General features: G+C 73.8%; 7 protein-coding genes. 4 read left to right on the top strand and 3 right to left on the bottom strand.

Annotated features, from left to right (window positions below; genetic code table 11):
* The first annotated feature begins 331 nt into the window (after positions 1 to 331).
* Complete coding sequence (locus tag WMF11_RS37415) at positions 332 to 1,105, top strand: tetratricopeptide repeat protein (RefSeq protein WP_437974164.1); 774 nt, start codon at positions 332 to 334, stop codon at positions 1,103 to 1,105.
* Positions 1,105 to 2,058: a glycoside hydrolase family 75 protein gene (locus WMF11_RS37410; protein ID WP_437903961.1), complete on the top strand. Its 954-nt coding sequence runs from the start codon at positions 1,105 to 1,107 to the stop codon at positions 2,056 to 2,058. The genes WMF11_RS37415 and WMF11_RS37410 overlap by 1 nt, the downstream gene beginning before the upstream one ends.
* Positions 2,059 to 2,257: 199 nt before the next feature.
* Here WMF11_RS37410 and WMF11_RS37405 read toward each other — a convergent pair whose 3' ends face one another.
* Positions 2,258 to 3,508, bottom strand: a complete 1,251-nt coding sequence (locus WMF11_RS37405; RefSeq protein ID WP_437974163.1) for a hypothetical protein — start codon at positions 3,506 to 3,508, stop codon at positions 2,258 to 2,260.
* Between the two features lie 185 nt (positions 3,509 to 3,693).
* Positions 3,694 to 4,071, bottom strand: coding sequence for a hypothetical protein (locus WMF11_RS37400; protein ID WP_437974162.1), 378 nt, complete (start codon positions 4,069 to 4,071; stop codon positions 3,694 to 3,696).
* 388 nt (positions 4,072 to 4,459) lie between these two features.
* Between WMF11_RS37400 and WMF11_RS37395 the strand changes: the two genes are divergently transcribed.
* Both WMF11_RS37395 and WMF11_RS37390 read left to right on the top strand, forming a co-directional pair.
* Positions 4,460 to 5,926 carry a formylglycine-generating enzyme family protein gene (locus tag WMF11_RS37395; RefSeq protein WP_437974161.1) on the top strand — a complete coding sequence of 489 codons (1,467 nt, stop codon included), beginning with the start codon at positions 4,460 to 4,462 and terminating at the stop codon, positions 5,924 to 5,926.
* 29 nt (positions 5,927 to 5,955) lie between these two features.
* Positions 5,956 to 8,889 (top strand): glycosyltransferase, encoded by a 2,934-nt coding sequence (locus tag WMF11_RS37390; protein ID WP_437974160.1) that lies wholly within the window; start codon positions 5,956 to 5,958, stop codon positions 8,887 to 8,889.
* 74 nt (positions 8,890 to 8,963) lie between these two features.
* Here the strand turns inward: WMF11_RS37390 and WMF11_RS37385 are convergent, their stop codons facing one another.
* Positions 8,964 to 11,663, bottom strand: a complete 2,700-nt coding sequence (locus WMF11_RS37385) for a kelch repeat-containing protein (protein ID WP_437974159.1) — start codon at positions 11,661 to 11,663, stop codon at positions 8,964 to 8,966.
* Positions 11,664 to 12,119: the final 456 nt, after the last annotated feature.

Here is a 12,119-nt window from a genome sequence, read left to right as displayed (position 1 = left end):
GCTCGTTTCGCTCGTTTGCCATGGACCGGCGCGGCGCGCGCGGTCGCCGGCCGGCGCCGCGGTGACCTCGCCGGGCGGGCGGCGGGCGCGCCGGGGATCCTGGGAGATCACGGCGCTCGCCATCCGAGTCGTCCGAGTCGTCGCTGGACGGTGGTGCGCTCTTCCCCTTAAGGTGTCGGCCGCCGCGGCGAGGCGGCGTGCGCGGGCGCGCGGGGCCGTGAAGAAGGCGACGGCCGCGGCGCCCTCTCCGGCTTCTGCTCCAGTTTCTGATCGCTTCTGACGGACAAGGATGATGATGCTCTCGAACTGTCTTCGCCGGTGTGCGTTCGTTGTGACGTTGCTGGCTGCCGTGCCGGCGCTCGGGGCGCCTCCGCCGGACGGCGCCTCGGCCGAGGCGCAGCAGGCCGCCCGGACCAAGGCGCACGAGGGGCTCAAGCTGTACGGCGCGGACCGCTGGCAGGAGGCGTTCGACGTCTTCCAGGAGGCGGATCGCCTCTTTCATGCGCCGACGCTGGTGCTCTACATGGCGCGGTGCCAGCGCAAGCTCGGCCGCCTGGAGGCCGCGCGCGACCTGTACGAGCAGGTCCTCGGCGAGCCGCTCCCGGAGGATCCGCCGACGGCGTTCCTCGAGGCGCGGAAGGACGCCGAGACCGAGCTCGCGGGTGTGCGCGCCGCGCTGGACGCGGCCGCGGTGAAGGCGCCCCCTCGCGCCGAGCCCGCGGCGCCGGCCGGGGCGGAGGGCGGCGGCTCGCTGGTCCCCGCCGGCGTCGCGTTCGGGCTCGGGGCGGTGGGCATCGGCGTCGGCGCCGTGACCGGCCTCATGTCGCTGTCGCAGGTCTCGGACATCAGGTCGCGCTGTGAGGGCCGGCGCTGCCCGGCCGAGCTGCAAGGCGACGCCGATTCAGCGGCCACGCTGGGCCATGTGTCCACCGTGAGCTTCGTCGTGGGCGCGGCGGCGGCCGCGGCGGGCGTCGTGCTGCTCGTGGTCCGGCCCGGCGGCGGCAGCGCGTCCGAGGCCGCTGGCGCGCCGCCGCGAGCGCCGCGCGGCGTGGTCTGGAGCGCCGGGGTGGGCCTCGGGCGGATCGAGCTCCAGGGGAAGTTCTGATGCGAGCGCTGGCGCCACGCGCGAGGAGGGCGTGGCTCGGGGGAGCGCTCGCGGCCCTGGCGCTCTCCGGCGGCAGCGCGTGCACGAGCCTCTCCGGGGTCGGCGATCTCGAGTTCGGCGCCGGCCAGGGCGGGGGAGGCGCAGGTCAGGGAGGCGTCGGCCAGGGAGGCGCAGGCGGGAGCGGCGCCGGCGGCGGCAGCACAGGCGGGAGCGGCGCAAGCGAGGGAGGCGCTGGCGCCGGTGAGGGGGGCGGTGGCGAGGGCGGCACAGGCGGGGGAGGGGACGGGGGCAGCGGCGGCGGCGCCGGCGAGGGGGGCGCCGGCGTGGGCGGAGCCGGCGGGGGTCAGGCGCCGGATCCTCCGACGGCGGCGGAGCTGCTCGCGCTCACGGCGTCGTGCCGCCCGGCCTCGTCGGGGCTCTTCAGGAACGCGTTTGACGGCAACGCGGAGCCCGGCATCCCTGTCTGCGGGCTGAACGGGGCGTTCTTCTGGCAAGCCGGGATGGGGATCGACTGCGACGGTCTATCCCATGAGTCCTCCGAGTGTCCCTCGTCGACTGCTCACACGGCGCTGGCCGACTCGCAGGGAAACGCGCTCGACTCGGTCCATCTCCCGTTCGTCGTCGCCCCCAACAGCTGGCCCGACGAATGCGACGCGGTGGCGTGGAATCACAAGGATGCCGGTGTCGAGCTGGGGGCCGTGGTGGCGGTCATCCGCGGCGACACGGTCGCTTATGGCATCCTCGGCGATACCGGGGAGTGCGATACGATCGGGATGGGATCGTACGCGATGGCGAAGGCCATAGGCATCGAGCGGCCGGGCGCCGGGGTGGAGAGCGGCGTCACTTACATCGCGTTCGCGGGGCCGCGTGCGGTCGTGGATCCTGTCGAGGACCACGCGAAGGCCGAGGAGCTGGGGATCCAGCTCGCGGCCCAGCTCCTGGCGGCTCCCTGAGCTGGCGGCACGGGAGCGGGAGGATCGCCCCCGGGAGCGAGAGGATCACCCCCGGGAGCGGGAGGATCACCCCCGGGAGCGGGAGGATCACCCCCGGGAGCGGGAGGATCACCCCCGGGAGCGGGAGGATCACCCCTGGGAGCGGGAGGATCACCGCGGGGTGGCGCAGGGCCGCCCCGCGGCGCCTGTCATCGCGACGTCAGTCGCACGTCGCGGTCTGGCAGGTCTCCATCTCCGCGGCGCACGCCTCGCCCACGCACGTGTTGCAGGCCTCGGCGTCCTCGCCGCTGCACGCCTCGATGCAGGCGCCGTTCCCTCCCGTCATCTGGCAGGCGAGCGCCGCCGAGAGCTGGGGCCCGACGCTCTCGCAGCTGTTCACCACGCAGCCGTAGACCGCGGCGTCATCCTGGGCGTTGCCGAGGCACTCGAACGCCTCGGCGCACGTGGTCTTCCCGTCGCCGTACCACGTCGCCGCGATCAGGCCCTCCGCGGTGTCGCAGTTCTCGTAGGCCGGGGAGCGCGGGAAGTACGGCCCGATCAGCATGCACATCTCGTCGCGGCTGGTCAGGCCCTGCGCGATGTTGCGATCCTCGACGTTGTTGAACTCGCAGCGGTAGTCCAGGGACTCTCCCGCCTTGACCTCGAGGAACGGCGAGAACTCCTCGGACGGGACCCCCTCCCACCTGTCGTGGGCATAGAGCTCCCTCATCGTGCCGTCGAGACCGACCTTGTGCGCGACGTAGCCGACGCCGCGGCGGTGCATGTGCGACTGGATCCTCACCACCGAGATGTCGTTCTCGGTGACGCAACGCATGCGCGCCGTGGACTTTCCGTGCGCTGGCACGCTGATGAAGGGGTTGTAATGGAAGAGCATGCCCGCCTCGACCTTCACCTCGTCGTCCGCGATCGTGTAGAGGTTGATGCGCGCGTCGGTCTCGATGGCCTCGGGCGACGCGTTCACGTAATGGGTGTTCATGAGGAGCACCGTGCCCGGCGCGACCTTGAGCGCCACGCCCTCCGGGAGCTCGCCCAGGAAGGAGTTGCCGTCGGGCGACTGGGAGCCGGCGACCACGCCCGTGGCGTCCCAGTCGGCCTGGGGGCCGTCGTTGCAGTCGTGGACCTGGCTCGCGTCCAGGGCGACGCCCCGGCGCGTCTCGGTCGGGATCGACGTGTAGGGCGTCGCGTACAGGAGCACATGGTGGCTCCCGCCGGAGTACCGCACCATCTCCCGGTTGACGTTGAGCCCCTCCGGCGGCGCGACGAAGAGCTGGCAGCGCTCGATCTCCTGCCCCGGCTGGAGCGTGGAGACCATCCGATACTGCACGCCGGCGCCCTCGGCCGGCGGCGCCAGAAGCTCGTCCTCGGAGGGTTGAGGGTTGGTGTCCGAGGAAGAACAGCCGAAGAGCGCGACTGCGCCGAGGAGAGCGATGAGTGAGGTCGTTGTTCGCATGCGTTGATCCCTGCCGTGTGTTGGTATCGCATCTCGCGCGCGCCGTTCGGGTCGCGCGCACATGGCTCCCGGGGGCCCGCGGAGGGGCGCGCACCCGGGGAAATCGATCGACGCCGGCTTGTCCGCGCCGGCATGTCCGCGGCCGACCTCATCCCATCGAGGGCGGAGTCGGACGCATCATGAAGTCATCTCCAGGATCGAGGGCGGCCGCGCTCGCTCGGCCGGTCCAGCGAGCCCCAGCTCGGAGAGCGGTCGAGCAGCGTGTCGATGGCGAGCCGCACCTCGAGGCGAGCCAGCGTCGCCCCGATGCAATAGGGATTGCCGCCGCCGAAAGCAATGTCCTTGTCGGCGCCCTGCCGCCGATCAAACGCGGATGCGCGGGGATCGGTGATCGTACCGCTCCTCATGTCGACACATACGCCCGGCGCCGCGCCAAGCTCCCCACTGTCCTCGCTGCCGCGCAGCAAGGAGTCGACGTCCTCTGCGCCGGAGGACGAGCCCCGCGCCCAGCGCTCGTCCGCGTGCCATGGACCATCGAACGCCTCGGCCGACAGTGCGTACATCCTTTCGCTTCGCTGTGAGTTGTGACCAGGGCGCGCTCGACCGCGGTTGAGTCCGGCGTCGAGCCTCGCTGGATGCCATGCGGACGAGCGCCTGTCGAGCCTCGATCCCGGCCCCGATGGGTCACCCGGAGCGGCGTTGGAGGGCTGTTTTGTAGCTGTTTTCGCGCTGGTGCCGGTCAGATCATGTGTTGAGTGAAGAACTGTAAAGACACTTTGATAAGCGTGATGTCGCGGGCAGGACGCGAGGTAGCGAGGTAGGGGCGCGCGCCGGCGCGCCCGCTCTTCCGGCGGGGCGAGGGCGCTCCGGGCGCCCTCCGCCGCTCGGTCGGCTGCGCCGCTCGGGCCGCTGCGAGCGCACCTCGGCCGCGCTCTCTGGTAGCGTGGGCCCGTGCAGCCTCGCGCCACCGCATGCCGCGTCCTTCCTGCGATCGTCCTCGGGGCGGCCGTCGCCCTCCTCGCCCCGGACTCGGCGCAGGCCGCGGATCCGGCGCCCGCCGTCGCGATCGACCTCGGGGGGGTGCAGCTCGAGCTCGTGCTGGTGAAGGGGGGGCGCTTCCGTCAGGGCTCGCCGCCCGCGGAGGCCGGGCGCGGCGACGACGAGGCGGTCCGGGACGTGACCCTTGGCCGCGACTTCTACCTGGGGAAGTTTCCGGTCACGGTCGGGCAGTTCGGGCGCTTCGCCGCGGAGACCGGCTACCGCACGGAGGCCGAGGTCGGCGCCTCCGGCGGGTTCGGGTTCGACGGCAAGGGCCTCTCGCAGCGCAAGGAGTTCACCTGGAGGACTCCCGGTTTCCCGCAGACCGATCTGCACCCGGTGACGCTGGTGACCTTCAAGGACGCGGACGAGTTCACCCGCTGGCTGACGCAGAAGACCGGCCGCGCCTTCGACCTGCCGACCGAGGCGCAATGGGAGTACGCCGACCGCGCGGGGACCCAGACGCGGTTCTATGCGGGCGACGCCGACAGCGCCGCGGCCGCCATCGGGTGGTTCAAGGGCAACGCGGGGAGCGGGACGAGGCCTGTCGGGCAGAAGCAGCCGAACGCCTTCGGCCTGCACGACATGAGCGGCAATGTCTACGAGTGGTGTCGCGACTGGTACGGGCCCTATGCGCCCGGACCGGCGGCCGATCCCGAGCAGGCGGCGCCCCCGGCCGGCGACAAGCCCCGGCGCGTGCTGCGCGGCGGGTCGTGGCTCAAGGACGCGAAGCACCTGCGCGCCGCGGCGCGGTACCGCAACGACCCCGGTAGCCGCAACGCGGACAACGGCTTCCGCGTGATCGCCGCGCTCTCGGCGAGCGCCCCTGCCGCGGCGCCTTCGCCGACCCCGCCGCCGGCGGCGACCGCGCAGGCGCCGCGCTCGAGCTCCTGGTCGACCGCGGCGACGGTGGGGTTCGTCGGCGGCGGCCTCGTCCTGGCCAGCGCCGTCATCGGCCTCATCGGCCTGCTCGTGCACCGCGCGGTCGGACGCAGGCCCATGGCCGGGGCGCCGCCCGGCGTGACGTTCCGGCCGCAGGGCGACGGCTTCTGGCTGCACGCGCCCCCGCACCTGCACGGGTCGATGCTCCACTACCGCTGCCTCGTGAAGGGCGCGATCCGGCGCGCGTCGGTCCCGATCGAGCCGGGGCCGCGCGGGCAGTTCGTCTACACGGGCGGCGTCCCGTCCGCCGTGGAGGTGGAGCAGATCGGCGCGGCCGCGTGGGCCGCTCCGCGCGCGGCCGGGTGGGCCGCGGCGCCGTCCGCCGCGCCGCGCGCGGCCGCCGCGGGGGCCGCGGGTCGACGCTCGAGGGACCGGATCTCGAGCGCGCCGGACGTGGCCGTCGCCGCGCCGTTCCGCGGCTATCCGTCGGCCTACTGAGCCGCGCCGCTCTCTCTCGCATGCTTCGCATGTTCCGCAGCTCCCGCGTGCGCCGCCCCCTCTGCGCCGTCTTCGCCGAAGCGCCCGCGCACCGCGCCCGCGCCGGCCGCACGCTGCGCGCGCTCCGGCTCGCCGGGCTCGCGCCGGTCGATCTCACGGCGGCGCCGCTCGCGGCCGCGGCGGAGGCGCTCGCGGCGGGGCCGGTGTGGCTCGTGCGCGGGGGCGCCTGGCCTGCGCCCTCCGCGGCGATCGAGCCGGACCCGTTCCCGCCGCCGAGCGACACCGGGCTGCCGCTCTGCGCGCTCGGCGCCGTCCTCGCGCCGATCGACCTCGCCGCGCCCTCCGTGCCCGAGCCGGACGTCACGGCGTGGGCCGAGCTGCTGCGCGCCACGGGCGGCGAGCTGAGCCGCGCCGCGCGCGCCCGCCGCGCTCCGGGGCTGCCCCGCGCGGCGAGCGTGTACCTCGACGGGGCGCTCGCCGCGGGCGTCGCGGCGCGGCTCGGCGCGGGCGAGCCGCTCGACGCCGCGCTCCAGGGCGAGCTCGGGGCGCGGCGGGCGCGCGTGGTGCGGCACGCGCCGCTCGACGTGTGCGACGACGCGGCGCCGCGGGTCGCGCAGGTGGTGACCAGCCTGCAGCAGGGGGGCGCCGAGCGGATCGCGATCGACCTCGCGAGGGAGCTGCCGCGGCGCGGCGTGCGCTCGCTCCTCTGCGCGGTGTACCGGCCGACCCGCGCCACGTTCGCCGCGCCGCCGGGGGCGCTCGATCTGTCCGATGCGCGCGGCGACAGGGAGGCGCGCTTCGACGCGCTCGCCAGGGGGCTCGCCGCGTGGGGCGCGGATCTCGCGCACGCGCACCTGTTCGACGCCGAGGATCTCGCGCGCCTGTCCGCGCGCGGGTACCGCCCGCTCGTCACGGTGCACAACGTGGCCGCAGGCTGGCCGGCAGGGCTCGATCGCCTCGCTCCGGAGGGCGCCACGCTGCTCGTTGCGTGCGCGCGCGCGGTCGAGGCGGAGCTCGCGGAGCGCGCGCTGCCGATCCCGGCGCGCACGGTCTGGAACGGCATCGACCTCGCGCCTGCGGAGGCGGCGCGCCGGGCCGAGGCGGCGGAGGCGCACCGGTCCGGGTCGGGGGAGGCGGTGCGCCGATCCCGGTCGGCGGAGGCTGCGGCCTGGCGGAGGCGCCTCGAGATCGCGCCGGGCGACCTCGTCCTGCTCGCCGTGGCGAACCCGCGGCCGCAGAAGCGGCTGCACCTGCTGCCTGGAATCCTCGAGGCCACGCGGGCCGCGCTGGCGGCGGCCGGCGATCCGCGGGCGGCTCGGCTCGTCATCGCCGGGAGCGCCTCGCCGGGCAGCGAGCAGGCGCTGGCCGCGGAGGCGGAGATCCGGCGCGAGGTCGACCGGCTCGGCCTGCGCGCCGAGGTGCGCTTCGCGGGCGCGGTCGGCGACGTCGCCGGGCTGCTCGCGGCGGCCGACGTCCTCGTGTCGCCGAGCGCCCACGAGGGGCTGAGCCTCGCGCACCTGGAGGCGCTCGCCGCGGGCCTCCCGGTCGTCGCGACCGGCGCCGGCGGCACCGCGGAGATCGCGGCCGAGACGCCGGCGATGGTCCACCTGCCGCTCGACGCCGCGCCCGAGCGGTTCGCCGGGGCGATCGTGGCGGCGGCGCGCGCCGGCGCCGCGGGCGACGCGGGCGACGGGTCGACGAGCGGCCGGGAGGTCGTGGCGCGGCACTTCAGCCTCGCGCGGATGGCCGAGGGGTATGCGCGGCTCTACCCGCGGGCGATCGCGCGGAACCGCGGCGTGCGGCGGGGCGACGGGCTGCTCCTCGTCACGAACAACTTCTCGATGGGCGGGGCCCAGTCGAGCGCGCGCCGGCTGCTGCTCGGCCTCGCGGCGGCCGGCGTGCGCGGCCGGGCGGCCGTGATCGAGGAGCAGCCGGAGTACCCGACGCCGGGGCGGCGCGCGCTCGAGGCCGCGGGCATCCCGGTGCTGGCGGTGCCGCCGCCGGCCGACATCGAGCCTGCAGAGGCGGTGGAGCGCCTGCTGCGCGCGATCGAGGAGGACCCGCCGGAGGCCGTGCTGATGTGGAACGTGATCGCCGAGCACAAGGTGCTCCTGGCCGACGGGCTGCTCGACGTCCCGCTCTTCGACATCAGCCCGGGCGAGATGTACTTCGCCTCGCTGCGCCGGTATTTCGCGTCGCCGCGCCGCGGGCTGCCGTACAGCGCGCCGCGCGACTATGGAGCTCGTCTTGCGGGGGTGATCGTCAAGTACGGGGCCGAGGCGGCGCTCGCCGCCGAGGTGCTCGGGGCGCCGGCGCATGTGGTGCCGAACGGCGTGGCGCTCGGCCCGCGCCCGGTTGCGGCGCCGCGCTCGACGCAGCCCGAGCCGCGCGGGTCCGGCGGCGAGCGCGGGTTGCTCGCGATCGGGACGGCGGCGCGGATCCACCCGCACAAGAAGCTCGACGAGCTCCTCGCCGCGCTGCGCCTCGCGGCGCCGCGCATGCCGCCGTACGTGCTGCGCATCGCGGGCGGCGTGGAGCGCGGCGCCGAGGCGCACGCCGAGGAGCTGCGGCGGATGGCGGCGGGGCTGTCGGTCGAGTGGGTCGGTGAGCTCGCCGACACGCGCGCGTTCCTGCGCGAGCTCGACGTGTTCGCGCTGATCGCCGAGCCCGCCGGGTGTCCGAACGCGTCGCTGGAGGCGATGGCCGAGGGGCTGCCGGTGGTGGCCACGGCGGTCGGCGGCATGTCCGAGCAGGTGGACGACGGCGTGACGGGCCGGCTGGTGGCGCCGGGCGACGCCGAGGCGCTCGCCGCGGCGCTCGTGGAGCTGGGCGCCGATCCGGCGCGGCGGGCGCGCATGGGCGCGGCGGGGTGGGAGCGCGCGCGGGAGCGGTTCTCGCTGGAGAGGATGGTCGCCGATTACGTGGGCGTCTGCCTGGGCGGGCGGGACGTGCGTAGAGACTAGCCAATCCAGCGTTGCCCAGGGACGAAATTGCCGTGGCGAACCGGCGCGATCCGGGCGCGACAGCCCCGCGGGCGTCAGGGGGTGTAGATCTCGACGCTCCCGTCGTAATTGCCCACGTTGAGCACCCTGCCGTCCGCGAGCAGGAGCATCATGCCGCGCAACGTATAGGGCTGGTCCATCGGCCCCGTCGTGGTCCACGTGTTCGATACCGGGCTGTAGACCTGGGTGCTCCGGAGCATGCCGCTGCCGTTTCGCCCCCCCGCGATGAGCACCCTGCCGTCGTTGAGCCGCGCCGCGTCGTGCATGGATCGGGCGATGATCGCAGGACCGGCTGACCAGGAGTTCGACGCCGGATGATAGATCTCGGTGGTCGACAGATAACTCGAGGCATCGCGCCCTCCGACGACCAGCACGTCACCGCTGGCGAGCAGCGTGGCGGTATGTTGTCCGCGAGCGGCGGTCATGTCGCTCGCAGCCGCCCACATGTCGTTCGTCGGATCGTAAATTTCGGCGGTCTTGGTATAGCTATCGTTGCTATTGCGCCGGCCTCCGGTGACCAGCACCTTGCCGTTCTGGAGCAGCGTCGCGGTGTGAGCCTGACGGGGAACGACCATGGGCCCGGCCGTCGACCAGATGTTGGTCGACGGGTTGAAGAGCGCGGTGGGCGTCTGATCGTTGTGATTATTGGGATCTCCCCCGGCGACCAGCACCTTGCCGGTCTGAAGCAACGTCGCGGTGTGGGAGGTCCGGGCGAAATCGAAGCCCGCGGGTCCCACCGACGACCACGTGTTGGTGGCGGGGGTGTAGAGCGCGGCGCTCTCCAGCGCAGAGACGTCCTCAAAGCCCCCCACGACCAGCACCTTGCCGTTCCCGAGCAGCGTCATCGTGTGCCATGTTCGGTCCACTGGCATGTCGGGCGCGGACGTCCAGGTGTTGGTCGTCGGGTTGTACAGCTCGGCAGTGTTCTCGGGGTCCTCGTCGTCATCGTCGTCGTATCCGCCCGTCACGAGCACCCTGCCGTCCTGGAGCCGCACCGCGGCACCGGCGGGGTGGGCCATGGCCATGGGCGCGACGAACTTCCATGTCTCGGCGTCGAGGTCGTAGAGCTCGGCGCTCGCCAGGTACCCGGTCGCGAGGCCGTCGTGCCTGAAGCCGCCCGTGATGAGCACCTTGCTCAAGCCCAGCGGCGTCGCGGTGTGCTGAGTGCGCTTGCTGCCCATTGGCTTGATGGCGATCCAGGTGTTGGTCGCCGGATCGTACATCTGCGCGCTGTCGGTCTCCGTGCTACTCGCGGTGGTTCCGCCCGTGACGAGCACCTTGCCGCTCAGGAATCGAGTCGCCGTGTGGGACATGCGGGGGGTGCTCATCGACGCGACCGGGGTCCAGGTGGGCGGCGTCCCCGGGGTGTAGATCTCGGCGCTCGAGAGCTCGTGAGAGTTCGAGTCGGCGCCGCCCACCATCAGCACCCTGCCGTCCGGAAGCAGCGTCGCCGTGTGCTTGTTGCGGGCAACGCCCATCGATCCCGCCGCCGACCATGTGTTGTTGCTCGGGTCGTAGAGCGCCGCGCTCGTCAGGTACGCGGCATTGCGCCCGCCCGCGACGAGCACCTTGCCGTCGAGGAGCCGCGTCGCCGTGTGTCCGCTGCGGCTCGTGGTCATGGGCGCGGCCGGCGACCAGCCATTGGACCCGGGCGTGTAGAGCTCGGTGCTCGCCAAGTAGGTGGAGCTGTCACTCTGGCCGCCGATCACGAGCACCTTGGCGTCCTCGACCGGCGTCGCGGTGTGCCCGGAGCGCGCCACGGTCAGGCTCCCGGCCGATGACCAGCTGTTCGTGTTCGGGTCATAGAGCTCCGCGCTCGCGAGCGGCACGTTGGAGGCGTTGCTGCCGCCCGCGATGAGCACCCGGCCGTTGCTCAGCCGCGTCGCCGTGTGGTAGCGGCGGGCGGTGGTCAGCGACCCGGCCGACGACCAGCTGTTCGTGTACCGGTCATAGAGCTCCGCGCTCGCAACGACAGCGCCGTTGTAGCCGCCCACGATGAGCACGTCGCCGCTCGCGAGCACCGTCGCGGTATGCCCGCTGCGCGCCGTGCTCATCGCGGGCGCCCACGTCCAGACCGGGTCGATCAGCGCCGGCTCTCCACCCGCGTCGGCCCACAGCTCGATCGTCGCCCCGCGCACCTCGAGGCGCACGGCGATCGGCCGCCCGCCGCGCGCGTACGCCGCCGGCGCCGTCACGCGCAGCCGCGCCGCGCCGGCCTCGTCGACCACCTCGACCGCGTCGCGCTGCTGCCGGAGCGTCGCGCCCTCGACCTGCCACACCGCCGCGGGCGCATCCGCGCGCGCCACGCCCGCGTCGAGCAGCAGCCACTCCTCGTAGCCCGCGTCGATCGCCGACCAGAACGACGTGCCGCCCTTGCGCGGATACGCCACCGCGCGCTCGGCGAGCTCGCCCTCGCCCTCGGCGTCGAGCTCGCGCACGCGCGCCTCGAACCCGCCGGGCAGATGAAACCGGATCTCGCCCTCGCCGCGGGCCGGCAGGGCGGCGTGCAGCCCGCCGCGGCGCAGCAACGCTGCCTCGATGTCGAGCTCGCGGCTCGGATCGCCGAGCGAGGCGAGCGAGAAACCGTCGTTGACCGCGACGAACGCCTCGCTGACCTCGAGGACCTGCGCTGCCTGATCGGGGAACTGCTGCCGCAGCTTGACGCCCGCGGGCGCTTCAACGCCGCAGCCGGCGCCGCAGGCCAGCAGCGCCCCACCGAACAGCCATGTCGACAAGATGAATAGCCACCGTTGAAATGGTGATTGAAAACGCATCGCGGATCTCCTCTTGAACCACCGGCGCCTGGAGACGGCAGGCCCCATGTGCGCGTACGCGCATGCAGAAGGCGTACCTGCCCATGCACGTGGAGAGGCGCGCCGCTCTCTCGCCACCCCGCTCTACGATGCTCGTCGGCGCGGTCGCCTGGCCCGTCGCAGGCTGCTGCCCGCTGCCGTCACGTGGCTGGCGCGCGCCCGCGCGCAGCGCCGCCCCCTCGGGCCGGCGCTGCCGCTCCAGGACGTCCACGTGACATGTCACGCCGCGATCGTGACATGTCACGTGACATGTCACGCTGCCCTGGCGGTCGGTGAAGCATCTCGCTCGCAGGCTGCCGGGTGAACACGGCCCCTTCGAGCCATGGACAAGTCGTTGCGCTCGTTCAGCTCCCGGCCGTGCGGGTGAGCCTGTTCTGG

Origin of the sequence: Sorangium sp. So ce295 (assembly GCF_051527405.1) — a bacterium.
Taxonomy (GTDB): domain Bacteria; phylum Myxococcota_A; class Polyangia; order Polyangiales; family Polyangiaceae; genus Sorangium; species Sorangium cellulosum_B.
Note: the sequence above shows the minus strand (reverse complement) of the source record. Positions and strands in the feature narration are given on the sequence as shown.